Below are 20,479 nucleotides of genomic sequence, written 5' to 3'. Positions count from 1 at the left end.
CATTGCGTCATTGATCGCGCTTATAAATATTGCGACAAAACTTCTCGTCCGAGCGTGCTAGTTTTTGAATCAAGGAGATCACATCAAAGGCTGGAACGGCTTCGCTGAAAAAGTAACCCTGTCCAGCGTCACACCTATTTTCCAGCAGGTAGCTGAGCTGAGCTTCGGTTTCAATGCCCTCAGCAATCACCTTCATATCAAGTCTGTGAGCGAGGCTGACAATTGCGCTTACGATCGCGTCATTTCCGTCATGGCTTCCTAAGCCGAGAATGAAAGACTTATCAATTTTGATCTTGTCGATAGGGAAATCGCGCAAATGGGAAAGCGATGCGAAACCTGTTCCAAAATCGTCGAGCGCTATTTTACAACCATTATCTTGAAGTTGCGCCAAAGCGGCTTTGACTTTGTCGGTGTCATGTCCGAGAAAAGCGGTCTCTGTTATCTCAATCATAATGCTGGTGTTGGGTATTCCTGCTTGTTCAACTTGATACAAGAAGTTGGACGGAAAATCCGGTTGCCTTAAAGCTGCTTCACTCAAGTTGAAGCTAATGATGCCCGGGTTTAATCCTCGATCAAGCCAATTCCGCAGATCGCGCAGCAAATGGTCAAGGATCGCATTATGAATAAGAAGTGACCCACCTTGATCTGTAAAGGCTGATGCAAAGGCACCTGGCGTCAAAATGGTGCCATCAGACGCTTCAATTCGAGCGAGTGCTTCAAATCCAATTAATGTACCACTAGCAAGGTCCAATTTTGGCTGGTAGTATGGCTTCAGTGTTCCACCGGTGACTGCCTGTTGAACAATATTAAGGTCGGCCTGCTTAGCGTCAAATTCTGTTTCCAGGCGATCGTGAAACTGGACTGCCAACCCTTTTCCTGATTTCTTTGCTTCGTAAAGAGCAAGATCGGCCCTCTTTAGCAGTGTTTTAGTCGCTTGACCGTTGGTTGGAAAACTCGCGATACCGATCGAAACACTCACCGCACACTCGTGATCTACGGCAGTAATTGGTTTTCTGCCAACTCTGAGCACCTCATTTGCAAACTCTAGCGCATCAGACTGGGTAGTCTCTGAGAGAATGACGACAAATTCGTCACCTCCAAGTCGCCCGCAAAGACGGGAACCTTGGATTGCAGAAACTCGCCTGCCGATCGCTTTTAAGACAATGTCGCCTGCACCATGCCCCAGCGCATCATTGACGACCTTAAAACCATCGAGGTCGATCATTATCAGAAATACATCAGTTTGATTTTCTGCAGCTTTTTGCAATTCATCATTGAATACGCTTTGGAACAACGTTCTGTTGGCAAGGCCCGTCAACGGATCGTAATGCGCGAGCTGCCATAGCTTCTCTTGAGCCAAATGCTGATCTGTCACATCTTGTGATACCCCTAACAGTCGAACCGGCTTTCCCGCCAAATATTCAACCTCTGCCACTGATCTCACCCAGCGTTTCTTACCGCTCACGGTGATAAATTCGCTTTTAAAGTCGAATGCTTCGCCAAGCTTTATGGTTTGGTCAATCTTCCCCATGGCTTCGCTGCGCGTTGTTTCTGGGTAGCAACTTAAGACGGTATCGAGATCTACACGATTACCAACTGGAATCTCGTATATTTTGTAAACGGCATCGGACCATATCATGTCCATGGTCGCTAAATCCAACGTCCATGCCCCGACCAGAGCGATGTTTTCAATCTGCATTAATAACTTGTTCTTAGTCTCTGTAAGTTCTCTCATAGCAGACAATTCCCGCTCTCGGTCCTTTCGGGCCAGAGCCGGATAAATTGCGTAGGTCACACCGTCTGGGTGACACGCAGCGCTGATTAATACGTCCTGCGAGCCGGTTTTATCCCACGCAACCTTGAGAGCAACTTCTGTAAAGCCGCCATTAAGGTGGATCAACTGCTGCAGATATGCTCCAAAATATAGCTTAGCAGCAGGTGCGAGAATGTCTTGAATCTGACTCCCGATGAGCGTTTCGGACGCGCCTAAGCCGAGCATAGCTATCAAATAGGGGTTTGCTGCAATAATTTGCCCGTTTGCATCGGTTATAACCAGCCCCACAGGCGCCGTTAGATCAATAAGGTTAGGCGAGTCGAGCTGTTCATGCGACATGCGGGATCCGCTCTATACCATGCCGCAGATATTCATTAATTAGCTCTGCCGTCTCTTGCGGATTGCTCACATGGGGACAATGGCCTTGCGTCTTTAATTTGACCAATGTCGATGAGGCAAGTCTTTCAGACATGTAATTACCGACGAAATCAGGAGCGATTAAATCATTTTCGCATTGCATGATGAGGCAGTCATCTTTGACAAGATCTAACACATCGCGTGAATCGGACAAGAAAGTTAAACGCGCGAAATGCTTGGCAATGCCTTCGTTCCACCTGCAAAAGCTGCCTGACAGCTCTTGAGCAAGCGCAGGTTGATCAGGATAACCCATGATGATCGGCGTTACGGTATTTGCCCAATTTGAAAAGTTATCGTTCATAAGTTCGAGTAGATCGTCGAGTTGTCCTTTTTCAAAGCCACCTTGGTAATCAGTGAAGTTCAGATGACAGGGTGATGGCGCGATTAGGATAAGGGAATCGAACATGGTGGGCCGACGGCTTGCCGCAATTAGTCCAATCACCGCACTGACAGAGTGGCCAATAAAGGTGAGGCGGGGCGCGTTAAGCTCATCGCAGATTTCGATTAAGTCCGTGGCGTAACCATCGAGTTCGGAATGACGAAACCTAGGATCGAAGTGAGATATGTCCGACGCACCTGCTCCAGTGATGTCATAGACAACGGTGCGTCCGGTAGATCCTAATAACGGCAAAATAGGTTGCCAGATTGACTGATCGCAGCCATATCCATGCGAGAATATAAGCACATTATCGCCTGAACCTTTTATATCGACCGCATGTCGCGACAGTGCGCTTTTGTTATCAAGCATTCCGCCCCATCCAACTCATTGGAGATAGCCAATGATTATTATAAAATTGAAATAATTCTATGTCTCGATTAGTTTATTGCAATAATTATCGCGCGCTGGAAGAGGCAATCACGTCTAGAATAGAACTCGGAAGACTGTTTCACCTAGGTGTATTACGATTTTTGAGGTAATTTTTGCAAATTACGTGTGTTTGAGGCAGTCTCAAATTATTACGGAAAAAAGTTGTAAGTTCGGCCTTGAGATATTCCTAGTTGAATAATAGTGTAAACGTTAAAGATGCAAAGCTATGCAATCACGTCAACGTCCTAAAAATTATAAATGAAGTCGTGAAAAAGGTTTGTGAGAGCAAATTGCCCATACAGTTTGACGATCTGGTTGATGCTTTTGAATTCAGCCGGAATTTAAACTGGATCTGTGTCTTGATACGAGTTAACTCGGAATGGAGAACGACTCAAAATCAGGCGAAACTCAACATACAGGCTATTTCTCACTCCTATAAAACTGAGACTCGCGCTACTCTCATGTCGTACAAATATATTCTTCGCCAGATCCGAACCGACTGTGTTAATTTTTTCGATGGCCGCAACCTTCTCGATTGTGCTCAATGCACCCGTTATTGCGCATTAGAGCGTTTCCCTCTCTGGATGAATCGGATGGGCTTTGCAAATCAGCTCGTTTCTGATTCAAACTATCTGCCGATGGAGGTCGGCAGATATGTCAAAGGCCCTTTCTGTTGATCTTCGCACCCGAGTTCTCGCTGCCGTTTCGGCTGGTGCATCGCATCGAGAAGTTGCCGAACGGTTTGGCGTTGGTGTGGCGAGCGTCAGTCGTTGGCGGAACTTGCAAATTGAAAAGGGGAATATTTATCCCGGGCCCCTTGGTGGAGACCGTCATTCCCACAAGACGGAAGCCCACGCTGATCTGATTATGATGTGGCTCAGTGAGCATCGGGACGGCACCTTGTTCGAGTTGCGTGATGCACTGGCTGTACAAGGTATTGTTATCAGTAAGTCAGCGTTACACCGTTTTCTTGTCCGGCACGGCCAGACTCGCAAAAAAAGACTGGCCATGCAGTAGAGCAAAGCCGTCCTGATCTTACGGAAATGCGCCAGTCCTGGTTCGACAACCAACTCGATCTCGATCCGGCGCGGCTCGTCTTCATCGATGAAAGTGTGCTGCAGAGCGGCGGAAGGAGTTCAATATGAGCTAATACCGTGGCGTAAAGCTGCGTGAATGATGGAGGATGGCCCTCCGGGATCGGCTTTCAGGAGTAGGTCTCAAACCAGTCCGAGCTGCTGCGGTAAAGAGCCGTGGTGGTGAGCGTCGGATGAAACGTTCGGACAAGAGCCGAGCAGGTGCATGTCCAAAAGACGAACGAAAGTGAACCCTTCGAAGACGCGTCGTTATGAACTTAAGTGTCGTCAAAACCAGGACCGTTTCGTCATCCTGGGACAAGTCCGCCGGGTGCCTGATGACTGGGCGGGTGGCGGCCGGCGTAGAGGGGGCGTGAGTTGGACATAGGCTTTCACGCGGAACTGCAGGAACCAGGCTCCTGATGCAAAGGAAGAAGCTCAAGCGGAGCAAACCGCAAGGCGAGAGTACCGATGCAGGAGACTGGGGCGGACCGACCCGTATGAGCGTTGAGGGCCCTGTAATGGAGCCGGAGCAAAGGGGTCGGATCAGGTGGTCGTATTGTTTGGAACAACTGGAAACAGGATGACTTCGATAGGTACGACGGACAAGCCGTTTCGAATTGAGAAACGACAAGTGTACGAAGCTTACAAAGCGGTCAAAGCCAACCATGGAGCGGCCGGGGTAGACGGGCAGACTCTGGAGATGTTCGAGAAAGATCTTGCGGGAAATCTCTACAAGATCTGGAATCGGATGTCCTCAGGGACCTACTTTCCGCCACCGGTGCGCGCCGTCTCCATTCCGAAGAAGGCTGGAGGCGAAAGGGTTTTGGGTGTGCCAACCGTCAGCGACAGGATTGCTCAGATGGTGGTCAAGCAGATGATTGAGCCGGATCTGGAGCCCATCTTTCTTCCGGATTCTTACGGATATAGGCCGGGAAAGTCGGCGCTGGATGCCGTCGGAGTGACGCGTCAGCGGTGCTGGAAGTACGACTGGGTTGTGGAATTCGACATCAAGGGACTGTTTGACAATCTTCCACACGATCTATTGCTGAAGGCGGTCAGAAAGCACATCACATGCAAGTGGGCTCTGCTCTACATCGAAAGATGGCTGACGGCGCCGATGGAGAAGAACGGAGTGGGGATTGAGCGAACGCGCGGTACTCCGCAAGGGGGCGTGGTCAGCCCAATCCTTTCGAATCTTTTCCTGCACTATGCATTTGATCTGTGGATGACGCGGACGCATCCTGACCTGCGATGGTGCAGGTATGCGGATGACGGTCTCGTGCACTGCCACAGTGAACAACAAGCAGAAGCTCTCAAGGCGGAGCTTGGTTCTCGATTGGCAGAGTGCGGGCTTCAGATGCATCCGACAAAGACCAAGATCATCTATTGCAAAGACCAAAGGCGCAGGGGGAGATACCCGAATGTCGTGTTCGACTTCCTCGGGTATCAGTTCCGACCGCGACGTGTAGCGAATGCGCAGCGAGACGAGTTCTTCTGTGGCTATACGCCTGCGGTTAGTCCCTCGGCACTTAAGTCAATGCGGTCGACGATCAAAAGCTTGAACATAGAAGTGGCTCGGGAAATCTGCACAGCTAGGATAAGTGGAAATTCTGCCTGAGTTCGGCTTAGATGCCGGGAACAGGAGATACCATGACGAGACGACCACGCCGAAACCATAGCCCAGCTTTCAAGGCAAAAGTTGCGGTCGCTGCGATCAGAGGCGAGCAGACGCTAATGGAATTATCCCAGCAGTTTGACGTGCACGCGAACCAGATAAAGCAATGGAAAGATCAGCTTCTTGAGGGGGCGATCGGTGTTTTCGGCCACGATACCAAGGCGGAACCAGCAGAGCCAACCGTCGACGTTAAAACGCTGCATGCCAAGATCGGTGAGCTAACTCTGGAGAACGATGCTTCGCTTGGGGCTTACGCGGCCCCACTGGGGCCACGGTCCCCGCTTCGATAGCCGGAGCGCTCAGCAAGGCGGGATTGCTGGGCGGAAGGAAATGATCGACCGCGCTCACAAGCTTTCGGTCGCCCGACAGGCAAAGCTCCTCGGGTTCAGCCGTAGCAGTGTCTACTATTCACCGCGCCCTGTATCGGATGGCGATTTGGCACTGATGCGCCGGATCGATGAATTGCATCTGGAATATCCATTCGCGGGAAGTCGGATGTTGCAGGGGCTTTTGAAAGGAGAAGGGCTTGAGGTTGGGCGGCTGCATGTCTCAACACTGATGAAGAAGATGAGCCTTGAAGCGATTTACCGTCGCCCAAACACCTCCAAGCCAACGCCAGGGCATAAAATCTATCCCTATCTCCTGCGCAAGCTAGCGGTCACCAGACCCAATCAGGTGTGGGCAATGGATATAACGTATATTCCGATGGCTCGTGGTTTTGTCTATCTGTGCGCTGTCGTCGACTGGTTCAGCCGCCGGGTTCTGTCATGGCGACTGTCGATAACGATGGAGGCGGACTTCTGCATCGAAGCGGTTGAGGAAGCTCTGGACCGCTATGGAAAGCCGGAAATATTCAACACCGATCAAGGATCACAGTTCACGTCCATCGACTTCACTAACGTGTTGAAAAAGGCAGAGATCGCCATCTCGATGGATGGCAAGGGTTCGTGGCGGGACAATGTCTTTGTCGAGCGGCTCTGGCGATCAATCAAATACGAAGAGGTTTATCTTCACGCCTACAAAACCGTGTCCGAGGCCCGCACTGGCATCGGCAGATATCTGAATTTCTACAACAGCCGACGCCCACATTCATCGCTTGACCGACAAACACCGGATCAGGTCTACTTTAACGCGCTGACACCAATGATGGTGGCGGCATAAGCGAGGCGGAAGTCCACTTAACAAAACGCCCGAAACTGTTCAGACAAACCGAACCACTTCTCAAAGCCTATCATGAATAAAATCATTCAGGCCTTTGCTGCACTGCCTTATCCCGCGCGTCGAAGTTTTACCTTTGATCGTGGTTCCGAGTTTATGGGTTATAGGGCACTGTTACTTTAACGGGAGTGCAGACGTAACTCATTCTTTGATGCATCTGTCATGCGGACTTCAGGCAAGCGATTTCCCGCCACATGTTGGTGGCGGCCTGTCGTAACTCACGATGATCGGCAGCGTCGAATTGGTTGCGGGGGAAGTAATATATGTTGTAGATCGGATCATGTATCGACGTGAAGTTTTGCACATGTCGCGCCGATTTAAAGCGCTTCATAACACGCTCGCGTCGTCGGATCGGCTGATGCGAATTCTCTGCCCGATTGTTCAAACCCTTATGCTGGCGATGATCGCAAACGCTAAGGCCTATAGCTCGTTTGGCAGCGCCATAAGATCGTAATTTATCGGTGACCATAACCCGCGGTGCGCAGCCTTGAGCAGAGAGAAGCTTGCGCATGAAACGCTTGGCAGCCTTGGTATTGCGGCGTTTCTGGACCAGAACATCTATCACGAAACCATCCTGATCAACCGCTCGCCAAAGAATGTGATGCTCACCTTTGATCGTAATGACAACCTCATCCAGATGCCATTTGTCACCAAGGCGTGGTGTGCGGCGACGGATATTACTGGCATAGGTCCGTCCGAATTTCTCAGCCCATTCGTACACAGTCTTATGTGTGACGAAGATCCCACGATAAGCCAGCATATCTTCGACCATACGAAAGCTCAGTGGAAAGCGGAAATACAACCAGACAGCTTCCGCGATAATCTCAGCTGGATAACGATGGCGACGATAAAGCGAGGCACGAGGTTCTATCATACCCTATTATCGCTGCTGACGTTTACGCTTTGATTAAGGTAACGGTGCCTCAAGTACGCATCCGTTCTTAAGATCTGCTCCACAAACTCTCATATTGACCCTGATATCTAGAAAAAGCCAACAGAAAGGTGGGCGGGATAACAGTGCTAAATTATATTCAATAAAGGCAAATTATGTCTTGCATTCTAGGGACGCAGATTCACCAACGCATGTGTTTCTGTGTCATTGAAACTTTGTTTGCCCCCATTCATGCATGCGTTATGTAAATAATCAGCCGTCATAAAGGTCGCATTACGTTGCCGGCCTCATTCAGTTGTTGGAATGGCGGAAGCATGAACCTGCAGAAGATCAAAGCGCTCATTGAGTTTACCGGACGCTCATCCGTGTCAAAACTCGTTGTCAGAGATCGTGGCGTGACTTTGCGCATTATAAAATCTCAGGCAGCCGTTGCGGCTAAGCCGGATGTCGTTCCAACGCAGGCTGATCCTGTTACTGTGGAAACTGGCAAGCTGGCCGCTGGTGCTGACGAAGCCGTTCTTGTTGCTGCGCCAATGTTTGGTCTGTTGCATCGCAGTCCCAATCCGGGTGCGCGTCCCTTTGTGGAAGAAGGGGATCATGTCGAATCTGGTCAGGCGCTTTTGATTATTGAAGCCATGAAGGTCTTTAACACCGTCGCCGCGCCCAAAGCGGGGAAGATCACGCGCATCATGGCAGAAGACGGTTATGAGGTCGAGGCTGGCCAGTCGCTTGTGGAGATCGTGTGATGCCGAAACCTGATCATGATAATGCTCCGGCGGCAGCCCGTTTTGATACATTGCTGGTCGCAAATCGCGGCGAGATAGCGTTGCGTATTCAGCGGGCATGCCGCACGCTCGGGATTAAAACTGTGATGATCTGCTCTGAGGCAGATCGCAATGCCGTCTATGCGCAAACCGCAGACGAATTTATCTGTATCGGCCCATCGGCACCTGCGCAAAGTTACCTTAATCGGGCCTCCATTCTGCTTGCGGCGCGCGAAGCAGGGGCAGGGGCTGTCCATCCCGGCTATGGCTTCCTTTCCGAGAATGCCGATTTTGCGGAAGCACTTGAAAAGGCCGGGCTGGTATTTGTTGGTCCACCCGCATCGGCGATCCGCACAATGGGTGACAAGATTGCCGCCAAACGGGCCATGATTGAAGCGGGTGTGCCATGTGTGCCGGGGCCGGATGCAGCCCTGCCGGATGATGTGAGCGCCATCAAGGCAATCGCTGATGAGATTGGTTATCCGGTAATCATCAAGGCAGCAGGCGGTGGCGGCGGACGCGGCATGCGTGTCGTGCACATGGCCTCAGAACTGGAGCATTCGGTTTCGGTAACGCGCGAAGAGGCGCGCCGTGCATTTGGAAAGCCGGAGCTTTATATTGAGAAGTTCCTTCAGCATCCGCGTCATGTTGAAATTCAGGTCCTGTGCGATGAGCATGGCAATGCTGTCTGGTTGGGTCATCGCGATTGTTCAATGCAGCGCCGCCATCAGAAAGTCGTTGAAGAAGCGCCTGCACCGGGCATTCCGGCAGATATTGCTGCGACTGTAGGGCAGCGCTGTGTCGATGCGTGTCTTCAGATCGGATATCGGGGCGTTGGGACATTTGAGTTTCTGTACGAGGATGGCCAGTTCTATTTCATCGAAATGAACACACGGTTGCAGGTGGAGCATCCGGTAACGGAGATGACTTCCGGGATCGATATTGTTTGCGAGCAGATCAAAGTCGCGCAAGGGCTTGAGCTTGAGTTCGGTCAGAACGAAATTGCGGTTAATGGTCATTCTTTTGAGTGCCGTATTAATGCGGAAGACCCTTATACATTTGCTGCATCACCGGGAATTATCAGCTCGATACGTTTTCCCGGCGGGCCGGGGGTGCGGGTCGATACGCATGCATATGCCGGCTATAAGGTTTCTCCCCATTATGACTCGATGATCGCTAAACTGATTGTGCATGCACCGACGCGTGAAGAAGCGATCCGCCGGATGCGCGTGGCGCTTGATGAGTTTCATATCGAGGGTATTTCAACCAATCTGCCACTGCACAGGGAAATCTTCACCGATCCCGCATTTTGCGCAGGCGGGACAGATATTCATCACCTCGAAAAATGGCTGAGTGAGAGAAAACAATGAGCAAGGATGCAAAACATCCGGCGAACGGGATAGTGGACGATTTCACATCGCTAGAGGTGCTCGAACAGATTACCTGCTGGTTGCAGCAAGCGGGTGTGTCGGAAGTCGAAATTGAAACTGATACTGGAGAAAGTATCAGCATCAGTTTGCAGGCATCTGGCAAAATCAGCCGCAGTGAAAGCGCTTCGCAGGCACAGCCCATTGTGGCCGTTCCACTCAAAACCTCCGGTGCTAAAGCGCCGCTTGCTCCTTGTGTCGGGCGGTTTGTCGAACGTCATCCCTATTACAGCGATGGTCCTTTTGCAGCAGGAACGACAATCCGGGCGGGTGAAATTGTCGGATTTGTCAAAACTGGTCCCCTGCTTGTTGCATCGCGTTCAGTACAGGATGTGATCGTGACGGATATTCTTGTCAAAGCCGGTGATTTGGTTGGGTTTGGTGATCCTCTTTTCAAAGTAGAGCCGACATCATGAGTGCCGTGAAACAACACAGCTTGCCGACGCCTGCAATATTGAGTGACGCATCTGCGGATAAGCCGCGCGTGTCGGTTATTGGCACCCGTACCTATCTGATTGAAGCGCCGGGCGATTTTGATGTGGCTGCGCAGCGTCGCATATGGGCGGTATCAAAGCTTCTGGAAAATTGCCCTGATGTTCGGGAACTGGTGCCCGGAGTGACCAATCTGCTGGTCATTCTGCATGAAACGCCGGAAGACGAAGAGGCTGTTTATGCGCGTCTCTTCTCGCTGTGGGAAGAAAGTGCGGCAATTGATTTGCATGGCAAACTGGTGGAAATTCCGGTTCATTATGGTGGCGAACACGCAATCGATCTGAAGACAGTCTGCGATCATTCCGGTTTGAGCGATCACGAAGTGGTACGCCTTCATCATGAAGGAAACTTTACGGTTCTGGCACTCGGAAGCGCGCCGGGATTTGGTTATCTCCACGGTCTTGATAGTCGCATTCATACCCCGCGCAAAGCCGTGCCATCACTGAAAATGCCAAAAGGAACAGTCATTATTGGCGGAATGCAGACGGGTGTTTCCGTTCTGACCGGGCCGAATGGCTGGCATTCTATCGGTTTTGCGGAAACGACTTTTTTCGATCCGACGAAATCACAACCGGCAATTCTTGCGCCCGGTGACAGGGTGCGCTTTGTTCCTGAAAGGATTGAGTTGTGATCCGTATTCTCCAAACCAATCCGCTCAATACTGTTCAGGATCTGGGCCGCTTCGGGTTCCGCAATATTGGCGTAACTTCCAGCGGCGCTATGGATAGTCTGGCACTTGTCATTGGCAATTTGCTCGTCGGAAATGATGATGGCGCGCCTGCCATTGAGGTGCAGACATTCCCGTTCCGAATTGCATTTGATTGCGATACGGTGATTGCGCTCACCGGTGCCGATTGCAGTGCAACACTTGATGGCGAAAGCTTGCCCGGCTGGTGGATGACGCCGATTAAAAAAGGTCAGGTTCTTGAACTGTCGGCCGCCAAAAAATTCGCCCGTGCTTATGTTGCCGTGGCCGGTGGCATTAGAGTTGATGCGGTGTTGGGGTCTGCCAGCACGTCGCTGCGCGGAGCCTTTGGCGGCCATGAAGGGCGCTTTCTGCAAACGGGCGATTGTCTGGAAATCAATCATCCTGAAGGCGGCTTGTTGCCCGCACATGATTTCGGCGTTGAACCACCGCATATTGCTCTCGCGGATTATTTCCCCGTGGCAAGCGATGGCACATTGGTGATCCGTGCTGTCCCATCGACTGAATATGCACTTTTTGGCGCTGAGGCTGAACGGTTCTGGGCGCAAAACTGGAAGATTTCATCTCAAAGCGACCGAACCGGATATCGCCTGAATGGTGAACCTATTCTGCTTTCTTCGCCTGTCGAACTGCGTTCGCATGGGGTTGTGCCCGGTGTGGTTCAGATGCCGCCTGCGGGCGAGCCTATTATTCAGATGAGCGATGCCAATACGGCCGGTGGATATCCGAAGATCGCTGGTGTTATTGAGGTTGATCTTTGGCGGATGGGGCAGGCGCGTATTGGCAGCCATGTGGGCTTCATGCGCTCAAGCGCCGCTGAGGCCCGCACAGTCGAGCAGGCATTGAAGGCCTATATCGATGATATTCGTGCGACATCTGCGCTGCTGAGCCAATCGCTGAGAACAATTGCAAAGAAATCATAAGTGCGACCGGGTTTACGGTTGCCCGAACGACAGAGGTAACGATGCAGATCGATCTCAATTCTGATATGGGCGAAGGCTTCGGCCCTTACCAGTTGTGTGATGATGCGGCGCTGATGAATGTCGTTTCATCGGCCAATATTGCCTGCGGCTTTCATGCGGGTGATCCAGTCACGATGACGCGTATGGTTCGCCTTGCCAAAGCCAGTGGCGTGGGTATCGGTGCGCATCCAGGACTTCCTGATCGACTTGGCTTCGGACGCCGGGAGATGCAAATCGATACTGATGAAATGCGTCAGATCATGCTTTATCAACTCGGCGCCTTATCTGCGATTGCCCGGGCTGAAGATGTCGCTGTTTCGCATATCAGCTTCCATGCTGCGATGGGTAATATGATCAGCCGTGACCCGAAACTCGCCGATATTATTATGAAGGACATCCGGGCTTTCGATGCGGAACTGATTGTCTTCTGCATGCCAAATTCGGCAATACAGGCTGCTGCCAGGCAAAATCAGCTGCGTACGCTTCAGCTGTTTCTGGCTGACCGCGCTTATGATGCGGCAGGCCAGCTTGTGCCGCGCGGCATACCGAATTCCGTCATTAAAAACGAGGCTGATGTGCGCCAGCGCGTTGGCCAGTTTCTGAAGTCGCAAACTGTCAAGACCATTGATGGTCAGATCATTGAAATGCCAGCCCAGTCTATTCTGGTGCACAGCGATACGCCCGGTTCGCTTGAACTGGCTACTATCGTCCGAAATGAAATCGAAAAATCGGGAGCTTCGCTCGCGCCTGCCCGCGCGATCGTCGCCTGAAACCACTCCAACATATGCGTTAACGCTTACTGAAAGCTGTCTGAAATGCCTAGTTTAGCTGATCGTCTTAAAAATGTTTCCGTATCTGCTTCCGCAGCAATGACCCAGCGTGCACGAGATTTTGCAGCTAAGGGCATTGATGTTGTCTCGCTTTCATCGGGCGAGCCGGATTTTCCAACGCCACCGCACGCTATTGAGGCTGCTCATGCTGCTGCACTTGCAGGCGATACCAAATATCCGCCACTCGACGGCACTAACGCCCTTAAAGATGCAATCGTCAGGAAGTTCAAGCGTGAAAACGGTCTGGATTATGCATCCAATCAGGTGCTCGTTGCCGGTGGTGGTAAGCAGATCATTTTCAACGCTGTTATGGCGACCTGCAATCCCGGCGATGAAGTTGTAATTCCTGCGCCGTCATGGATCAGCTACGCCGATATTGTTCGCTTTGCAGGCGGTATCCCTGTTGCAGTCAATTGCGGTCAGGAAAATGGCTTCAAGCTGCGCGCAGAGGATCTGGAAGCGGCAATTACGCCTAAAACCAAGTGGCTTTTCCTGAATTTCCCTAACAATCCCACTGGTGCTGCCTGCTCAAGACAGGAAATGGCTGCAATCGCCGAGGTGATGCTGCGTCATCCGCATGTCTGGATTATGACAGATGATATTTATGAACATCTGATCTATGACGACTTTGAGTTCTGCACAATCGCTGAAGTTGAACCGCGTCTGTATGATCGCGTCCTTACCGTGAATGGCGCGTCGAAAGCCTATGCAATGACCGGCTGGCGTCTGGGTTACTGCGGCGGCCCCCGCGATCTGATTGCTGGTATCAGCAATGTCAATTGTCAGAACAGCGGCGGTACATCGACCATTACGCAGGCAGCAGCAGCTGCTGTACTTGATGGCCCTCAGGATCTGCTGAAAGAGCGCGCCGAAATCTATCGTCAGCGTCGTGACTTTGTTCTTGGTGAACTGGCAAAGGTTGAAGGCCTGAAATGCCACAAGCCTGAAGGCGCATTTTACATCTTCCCAAGCATTGCCGAAATTATCGGCAAGACCACGAAGGCTGGTCGCAAAATTGAAAGCGACGCGGACTTTGTAATGGCTCTGCTGGATGAACAGCATGTCGCGACTGTGCAGGGTGCGGCTTATGGCATGAGCCCGTTCTTCCGCATTTCCTATGCGACCAGCATGGATCGTCTGAAAGAAGCATGCACACGCATTGCGACTTTCTGCCATGACCTCAAATAAGTGACAGAAACCTGCGCCCGTTCAATCGGGCGCAGGAACTCACTTGAGGCGTTCTGTCAGTTCCTGCAGAATTTTCTGTACGGCCTGTGCGGGCTCCGAAAGTGGAGCATGTTCAGAAACACAAAGAGAAAGTGTTTCTTCAATGCGCGGAGAAACCGGGCAGCAGATAACAGGGTTTTCAGCCTCAGAAGCGATACGCTCTGCAATCGCTTTTGGCATAATGGTCAGGCCAATTCCGCTGGAAACTGCATGAGACAGAGTTTTGATAACCTCAACTTCACCGATTACCGATAGTTTTGCACGGCTGCGGGAAAAGGCTGTTTCTACAGCACGCCGAACAAAATTATAGGCTGGCGGCATCAGGAACGGCAGTCCATCAAGCTCCGTGATTGCAACAGGCTTGTCATCTTCCGCTATTGCGAATTTCTCATGAGCGACCAGCCTGAACTCTTCTGCAATGAGTGGCGTAAAACGAAGCCCTTTCATAGGCCCTGCACCATGAATGAGTGCGACTTCCAGCCTGTTGTTCATCAGCATCTGGCTGTAGGTCTGCCCGACACTCTCCGTCAAATGTAGAACGATGCCGGGAAATCTTTTGCGCGTTTCATTCAGCAGATCAAAGGAAAGCGTTGAAGCACTGCTGAATGGTGTCAGTCCGACCGAAACTTTGCCAGCCAAAAACTGTCCCGCCGCTTTCGCATCCGACTGCGCGAGTTCCATTTGTTTAAGAATGATCTGTGCATGACGATAGACCTGTTCGCCCGCATCAGTCATGGCAACGCCCTGTTGGCTGCGGATCAGAAGCTTAACGCCAAAAAACTCTTCCAGACCGGCAAGTTGCTGGCTCAGTGCGGGCTGGGCAATATGCAGAATGTCGGCTGCGCGCGTTATGCTTCCGGTATCGACAATAACGACAAAAGATCTCAGACGTTTGATATCCATGGGCCTAACTCTCGAAATATCGTTTGCCGCGAAATGTTGGTGTTCCGCTTTGCAGAGTACACAAACTTACTGGGGTGGGGATTCTCATGTTTCTGCTTTTTAAGCAACTCCAAGTCGCCTAATGGCTTTTTGCAGCACTGGATTTTCATATTTTTTCCTTTTCGCCGCAATCGGTGGCACCAACCTCATAAGAAAAGCATAGAAATAACAGATATTTACAATTCACCTTCACCTCCATAAGCGGAACTTATCCCTCCAGAGATAATAGGAATTATCGCTGGAATGAATCGTCCGCTAAGTTCATTCAACCAAAAAAAGGGGAAACATATGTCCTTTTCCGATTACAAGACCGCGCTTGTTACGGGCGCTTCCTCCGGCATCGGTGCCGCGATTGTCCGACGCCTCAGCGCTGAAGGTATTGAGGTTCATGCGGTGGCCAGAAGTGAAGAGCTTCTGAAGGCACTGGCAGCGGAAACGGGGTGCGTTGCTCATGTGATTGATGTGACCGACAGAGCAGCCCTTGCAGAACTCACCAGCAATGTGCAGTTCGATATTCTGGTCAATAATGCCGGTGTAGATAAACCGAAGAAATTCCTCGAAGCGGAAGACGGCGATATTGATCTTTTGGTTGATGTGAATCTTCGTGCTGTTCTGCATCTTTGTCGTCTGGTCGTGCCGGGCATGGTTGCGCGCGATCGCGGGCATGTTATCAATATTTCTTCTATTGCCGGCGCTTACAATTTCGGTGGAAATTCCACCTATCATGCGACAAAGGCTGGCGTCAGCATGCTGTCTAACCAGCTTCGCATCGATGCTTTCGGTAAGCGTGTTCGTGTAACAGAAATCTGCCCGGGCCGCGTTGCAACGGACATTTTTGCCCACGTGCATGGAGACAGCCCTGAAATCCGCGAACGATTCATTGACGGGTTTGAGCTGCCGCAGGCTGAGGATATTGCCAACGCTATCGCATTCGCAATCGCATCGCCTGTGGCTGTGAATATCGGCCATATGGAGATTACCCCAACGCTTCAGGTGATGGGCGGTCTGCAAACAGCGAAACCTCAGGATGGAGATCGCTGAAGTGAGCGGCTTCGATCTTTCTGCTATTCTGGGAAATGGTGAATATATCGATATGCTGCTGCGCGGCATAAAGATGACGCTGATCATTGCCCTGAGTTCGTGGCTTCTTGCAATGACGCTGGCCGTGCTTTTGCTGGCTCTGCGTTATGCGCCGGGGCGTATTGGTAATGCCATCGTTGTTGCGTATGTTTCTTATCACCGAAATGTACCAACGCTTGTGCAGTTGTTGCTCTGGTATTTCGGCATTTTCACGCTCATGCCGCAGGCAGTTACCTTCTGGCTTAACGAGCATAATGCCGAAGCAATTTTTGCAGTTGTGGGGCTTGGCCTGTGTCAGGCTGCATATTTCAGCGAAGATCTGCGTTCCGGCTTGCGATCGGTTCATTCCGGTCAGATGGAAGCAGCGCGAGCGCTGGGGCACGGCTACATTTCTGCCATGCGCTATGTGATGATTCCGCAGGGCGTGCGCAATGCCCTGCCAGCGCTGATCAATCATACTGTGTCTTTGTTTAAGAACAGCAGTCTGGCAATTGTGATTGGTGCTGCAGAACTGACTTATGCGGTCAAGGAAATTGAAAATCTCAGCTTCCGCACGTTCGAGACCTATCTGATCGCGACTGTGCTTTATCTGTTCTTTTCGCTCATCATCATGTCGGCTGGTGAATATATCGCACGTAAGTCTGATCCCGTACGCGGAGCACGCTCATGATTGGCGATATTATCAACATCATCAAGGATTACTGGCTGCTTCTTCTGATTGGTCAGTATCCGAACGGACCTATTGGTGGCCTTGCGGCAACTCTGATCCTGTCTGTTCTCGCAATCGTGTTAGCGTTTCCGGTCAGTATCGTGTTCGCAATGGCGCGTCTGTCCAAGTCACCGTGGTTTAATTGGCCAGTGACGGCGATTGTGTATTTCACAAGAGGCGTTCCGCTGCTGCTGCTCATTCTGTGGGGCTATTTTCTGGTTCCACTGCTCACGGGTGCCAATGTTCCAAGCTTCGTAACAATGCTTGTAACCCTTGTGGTTTATCAGGGTGCATTTCTGAGTGAAGTGGTGCGCGGAGGCATTCTGGCTCTGGGGACGGGACAGATGGAAGCGTCACGCGCGCTTGGCCACAGTCACTTTAGCGCGATGCGTTATGTCATCCTGCCACAGGCACTTTTCAATGTTATTCCGAGCATTCTTTCGGTCTTCGTTTCGACCATCAAAGATACAACGCTTGGTTATGTCATTAACGTGCCTGACCTGACCTTCGCAGCCAGCCAGATTAACAACCAGCTGCTGACCCAGCCATTCCAGGTGTTTTTCATTCTGGCAGCCATCTATTACGTCATCTGCTGGTCGCTGACCCGAATGGCAATCATTCTGGAAAACCGGATTACCCGCAAGCGCGCTGGCGAAGGTAAGGACACCACAGCCGAAAAGGCTCAGTTTAAAGCAATTATGGATCAACCGTCATGAACGCTACCGCAACACTTGCTCAAGAGCCAATGATCCAGCTGGTCAATGTTTCCAAAAACTATGGCGAGTATCAGGCGCTCAAAAACATCAATGCTGAAGTTGCCCGCGGTGAAGTCGTTGTCATCTGTGGACCTTCGGGTTCTGGAAAATCGACGCTTATCCGCACAGTAAATAGGCTTGAGGAAATTGGCAGCGGCTCCATTCTTTGTGATGGTAACGATATTCATCGTTCTATGAGTGCCAAAGAACTCAATGGTTTGCGCAGCCGTATTGGTTTTGTGTTCCAGAGCTTTAATCTGTTTCCGCACCTTTCCGTTCTGGACAATATCACGCTGTCGCCGATTAAGATCAAAGGTGTGACAACCGCTGTTGCACGGGAAAAAGCGAAGCAGCTTCTGGATCGTGTCGGTCTCGCGGACAAGGCTGGTGCATTTCCTGCACAGCTTTCTGGCGGACAACAGCAGCGTGTCGCGATTGCCCGCGCACTGGCAATGGAGCCGCCGGTTATGCTGTTTGACGAGCCGACGAGTGCTCTTGATCCGGAAATGGTGGGCGAGGTGCTCAGTGTCATGAAAAGTCTTGCAGCGGATGGCATGACAATGATGTGCGTCACGCATGAAATGGGCTTTGCCCGTGATGTCGCCGATCGCATCTGGTTTGTCGATCAGGGCAGCATCCTTGAAACATCAAAGCCGGATGATTTCTTTTCGCGTCCACAACATGCACGGGCGCAGCGCTTTCTCGCAGACCTGCGGCACTGATTTTTCTGACAGGAGCAGTCGGGGCGATCAGCGTGTCGGGTTTCGACAGGATACCACGATAGAGAATCCATCAACAAAGGGGAGTTCGCATGAAAACTACAGCATGGGTAATGGGACTGAGTGTTATGGCGTCTGCGGTCGTTTCCAGTGGAACGGCGTTCGCGGATCAGCTCGACGATATTCTGTCCTCAAAGACGTTGCGTTGCGGTACTTATGCGGATGTTCCGCCATTCTCTGCGCCTGATCTCAAAACACGCGAGATGGTCGGTTTTGACATTGATCTCTGCAAAGCGATTGCAAGAGAACTCGGTGTTCAGGCTGAGATTAAACCAATTTCTGTTGAGGCTCGTGTACCGGAAGTCCGGCTCGGTCGCGTCGATCTGACAGTTGCGAACCTCGCTTATACACTGAGCCGCGCTGAACAGATTGCTTATAGTGATCCATATTATATCGCCAAAGAAATGCTTATCGTCAAAACGGATGATCCGGGCCAGAAGAAAGCCGATTTTGAAGGCGTTCGTCTCGCATCGACCAAGGGATCAACATCGGAAATGGCGATCCGCCTGAACAAGTCTACGCCATTGACTTTCCAAGATACCGGATCGGCCTATCTAGCGGTTCAGCAAGGCAAAGCGCGTGGTCTGGTGGCCAATACCATGACCACGACAAAGATCGTTAATGAATCGAAGACCAAAGGCGCAGAAATGCGCATGATCGAAGAGCCAATGCTGTATCAGCCGACTGGCATTGGCATGAAAAAAGATGAGCCAGCGCTGCTCGCCAAGGTCAATGAAGTTCTGGTGAAACTCGATCAGTCGGGTGAACTCAACCAGATCTGGGATAAGTGGCTTGGGCCTGATACGGAGTATAAGATCAAAAGAACGGACAAGGTTGTTCCGCTTTCCGAACTGAAATTTGATCCTATTCCTTAACGGGTCTGGACAGAGAGATTTTTTGAGCACGGCGTTTCATTAACGCCGTGTTTTCTGGCTTGTATAAGAACAGAAATTTGTGTTTGCTTTTATTCAACATATTGTTTTAATTTAGTTATTAGAATTTTCATGAGCGACTGACGCGCTGTGGCCTTCATAAGAATTTTGTATGCAGTGCATCCCATATATATATTTGTTTGCTGGCTTTTTTGCTTGATATAACCCCGGTCAGTTCATTTCAGCATCGCATTTTTGTCTGGTTCGCGAAAAGCGATCTGCAAGAAAATGGCGACAGAGGAGGATTTGCCGTGGTTACCCTAAAGCAGAAATTTGACCGTCCATCGCGTGAAGAGGTTGCAGCGCTTTCGAAGTTTTCGCCTGCAACAATTCATGAGGCTCAGGGCCGTCGTGGTGCGCTGTCGTCGCGTTTGAAGCCAGTTGATGTTGGCATGAAACTTTGCGGTCCTGCGTTCACAGTGAAGTGTGCTCCGCGCGATAATATTATGCTTCAGGTTGCAATCAATTATGCGCAGCCGGGCGACATTATTGTTGTTTCCGCTGGCGAATATGAAGAAGCTGGCTCGTTCGGTGATGTTCTTGCCAATGCATGTCTGGCAAAGGGTATTGGTGGTCTTGTTACAGATACCGGCGTTCGCGATACGTTGCAGCTCCGTGAACTCGGCTTCCCTGTATTCTCGCTCAGCGTTTGCATTAAGGGCACTGTGAAAGAGACGCTTGGTGCCACCAATGAGCCTATCATTGTCGGTGATGAAATCATCAATCCGGGCGACATTATCGTTGGCGATGCAGACGGCCTTGTCGTGGTCCGCAAAGATGAAGCGCGTGAAGTTGCCAAGCTCTCACAAGCCCGCGAAGATGCTGAAGCAGGTTACATCGCTGCTTATAAGGCTGGGAAGACCGTGGTTGAAGTCAGCAATCTTGAAGCTGTACTGAAAGCTAAAGGCCTCGTCGTCGAAGCATAATTTAAGCCAAGACCGCCATCAGCCAGTGATGTGCTCCAATTAAGGGAGCCGGAATGATGGCGGTTCTGACGTGATGTTGATATTTTCG

At 51.0% G+C, this 20,479-nt stretch carries 18 protein-coding genes and 3 pseudogenes; 17 read left to right on the top strand and 4 right to left on the bottom strand.

All coding sequences use genetic code 11. The features are described 5' to 3' along the window. Positions 1-7: 7 nt before the first annotated feature. On the bottom strand, positions 8-2,113 hold the full coding sequence (locus ACOZHT_RS22760; protein ID WP_421566721.1) for a putative bifunctional diguanylate cyclase/phosphodiesterase: 2,106 nt from the start codon (positions 2,111-2,113) through the stop codon (positions 8-10). Beyond that, positions 2,103-2,939, bottom strand: a complete 837-nt coding sequence (locus tag ACOZHT_RS22755) for an alpha/beta fold hydrolase (protein ID WP_421566720.1) — start codon at positions 2,937-2,939, stop codon at positions 2,103-2,105. Before ACOZHT_RS22755 ends, ACOZHT_RS22760 begins: the two co-directional genes overlap by 11 nt. Positions 2,940-3,653: 714 nt before the next feature. Here ACOZHT_RS22755 and ACOZHT_RS22750 point away from each other — a divergent pair. From ACOZHT_RS22750 to ACOZHT_RS22735, 4 genes and pseudogenes are all read left to right on the top strand, one after another. After that, positions 3,654-4,111 (top strand): annotated as a pseudogene (locus ACOZHT_RS22750) (helix-turn-helix domain-containing protein); the annotation flags it as partial. A gap of 544 nt (positions 4,112-4,655) precedes the next feature. Beyond that, positions 4,656-5,642, top strand: a pseudogene (gene ltrA, locus ACOZHT_RS22745) (group II intron reverse transcriptase/maturase); the annotation flags it as partial. Between the two features lie 83 nt (positions 5,643-5,725). Then, positions 5,726-6,911, top strand: a protein-coding gene (locus ACOZHT_RS22740; protein WP_421566719.1) for an IS3 family transposase whose coding sequence is annotated in 2 segments (ribosomal slippage) — positions 5,726-5,988 and positions 5,987-6,911 — 1,188 coding nt in all. Because the reading frame shifts where the segments join, the coding sequence is not laid out codon by codon here. A 48-nt stretch (positions 6,912-6,959) separates the two neighbouring features. Beyond that, a pseudogene (locus tag ACOZHT_RS22735) lies at positions 6,960-7,082 on the top strand (IS30 family transposase); the annotation flags it as partial. A 46-nt stretch (positions 7,083-7,128) separates the two neighbouring features. Here the strand turns inward: ACOZHT_RS22735 and ACOZHT_RS22730 are convergent. Further along, positions 7,129-7,842: an IS6 family transposase gene (locus tag ACOZHT_RS22730; protein ID WP_421566718.1), complete on the bottom strand. Its 714-nt coding sequence runs from the start codon at positions 7,840-7,842 to the stop codon at positions 7,129-7,131. A gap of 332 nt (positions 7,843-8,174) precedes the next feature. On the opposite strand from ACOZHT_RS22730, the gene ACOZHT_RS22725 reads away from it, so the two are divergent. From ACOZHT_RS22725 to ACOZHT_RS22695, 7 genes are read left to right on the top strand one after another with little or no spacing between them, the layout of a single operon-like run. Beyond that, on the top strand, positions 8,175-8,606 hold the full coding sequence (locus tag ACOZHT_RS22725) for an acetyl-CoA carboxylase biotin carboxyl carrier protein (RefSeq protein WP_421566717.1): 432 nt from the start codon (positions 8,175-8,177) through the stop codon (positions 8,604-8,606). Further along, positions 8,606-9,994, top strand: coding sequence for an acetyl-CoA carboxylase biotin carboxylase subunit (gene accC / locus ACOZHT_RS22720; RefSeq protein ID WP_421566716.1), 1,389 nt, complete (start codon positions 8,606-8,608; stop codon positions 9,992-9,994). Before ACOZHT_RS22725 ends, accC begins: the two co-directional genes overlap by 1 nt. Next, on the top strand, positions 9,991-10,467 hold the full coding sequence (locus tag ACOZHT_RS22715; RefSeq protein WP_421566715.1) for an acetyl-CoA carboxylase biotin carboxyl carrier protein: 477 nt from the start codon (positions 9,991-9,993) through the stop codon (positions 10,465-10,467). The genes accC and ACOZHT_RS22715 overlap by 4 nt, the downstream gene beginning before the upstream one ends. Then, positions 10,464-11,174, top strand: coding sequence for a 5-oxoprolinase subunit PxpB (gene pxpB, locus ACOZHT_RS22710; RefSeq protein ID WP_421566714.1), 711 nt, complete (start codon positions 10,464-10,466; stop codon positions 11,172-11,174). Before ACOZHT_RS22715 ends, pxpB begins: the two co-directional genes overlap by 4 nt. Beyond that, on the top strand, positions 11,171-12,172 hold the full coding sequence (locus ACOZHT_RS22705) for a biotin-dependent carboxyltransferase family protein (RefSeq protein ID WP_421566713.1): 1,002 nt from the start codon (positions 11,171-11,173) through the stop codon (positions 12,170-12,172). The genes pxpB and ACOZHT_RS22705 overlap by 4 nt, the downstream gene beginning before the upstream one ends. Before the next feature lie 41 nt (positions 12,173-12,213). Continuing rightward, positions 12,214-12,981, top strand: a complete 768-nt coding sequence (locus tag ACOZHT_RS22700; protein ID WP_421566712.1) for a LamB/YcsF family protein — start codon at positions 12,214-12,216, stop codon at positions 12,979-12,981. Between the two features lie 45 nt (positions 12,982-13,026). Continuing rightward, positions 13,027-14,229 carry a pyridoxal phosphate-dependent aminotransferase gene (locus tag ACOZHT_RS22695; protein ID WP_421566711.1) on the top strand — a complete coding sequence of 401 codons (1,203 nt, stop codon included), beginning with the start codon at positions 13,027-13,029 and terminating at the stop codon, positions 14,227-14,229. 39 nt (positions 14,230-14,268) lie between these two features. Here ACOZHT_RS22695 and ACOZHT_RS22690 read toward each other — a convergent pair whose 3' ends face one another. Further along, positions 14,269-15,171, bottom strand: a complete 903-nt coding sequence (locus tag ACOZHT_RS22690) for a LysR substrate-binding domain-containing protein (protein ID WP_421566710.1) — start codon at positions 15,169-15,171, stop codon at positions 14,269-14,271. A 327-nt stretch (positions 15,172-15,498) separates the two neighbouring features. On the opposite strand from ACOZHT_RS22690, the gene ACOZHT_RS22685 reads away from it, so the two are divergent. From ACOZHT_RS22685 to ACOZHT_RS22660, 6 genes are all read left to right on the top strand, one after another. Then, complete coding sequence (locus tag ACOZHT_RS22685) at positions 15,499-16,251, top strand: SDR family oxidoreductase (RefSeq protein WP_421566709.1); 753 nt, start codon at positions 15,499-15,501, stop codon at positions 16,249-16,251. 1 nt (position 16,252) lies between these two features. Beyond that, the gene (locus ACOZHT_RS22680; protein WP_421566708.1) at positions 16,253-16,960 is read left to right on the top strand and encodes an amino acid ABC transporter permease; all 708 of its coding nucleotides are present in this window, start codon (positions 16,253-16,255) and stop codon (positions 16,958-16,960) included. Beyond that, a complete protein-coding gene (locus ACOZHT_RS22675) occupies positions 16,957-17,715 on the top strand; it encodes an amino acid ABC transporter permease (RefSeq protein ID WP_421566707.1) in 759 nt (252 codons plus the stop codon). Before ACOZHT_RS22680 ends, ACOZHT_RS22675 begins: the two co-directional genes overlap by 4 nt. After that, entirely contained in the window at positions 17,712-18,476 is a 765-nt protein-coding gene (locus ACOZHT_RS22670) for an amino acid ABC transporter ATP-binding protein (protein WP_421566706.1), read from the top strand. Before ACOZHT_RS22675 ends, ACOZHT_RS22670 begins: the two co-directional genes overlap by 4 nt. 110 nt (positions 18,477-18,586) lie before the next feature. Continuing rightward, on the top strand, positions 18,587-19,408 hold the full coding sequence (locus ACOZHT_RS22665) for an ABC transporter substrate-binding protein (RefSeq protein WP_421566740.1): 822 nt from the start codon (positions 18,587-18,589) through the stop codon (positions 19,406-19,408). Positions 19,409-19,716: 308 nt separating this feature from the next. Then, a complete protein-coding gene (locus ACOZHT_RS22660; RefSeq protein ID WP_421566705.1) occupies positions 19,717-20,391 on the top strand; it encodes a 4-carboxy-4-hydroxy-2-oxoadipate aldolase/oxaloacetate decarboxylase in 675 nt (224 codons plus the stop codon). The last annotated feature ends 88 nt before the right edge of the window (positions 20,392-20,479 follow it).

The sequence above is a fragment of the Ochrobactrum sp. EDr1-4 genome (genome assembly GCF_049199085.1).
Taxonomy (GTDB): domain Bacteria; phylum Pseudomonadota; class Alphaproteobacteria; order Rhizobiales; family Rhizobiaceae; genus Brucella.
This window is presented reverse-complemented; position numbering and strand designations above follow the sequence as displayed.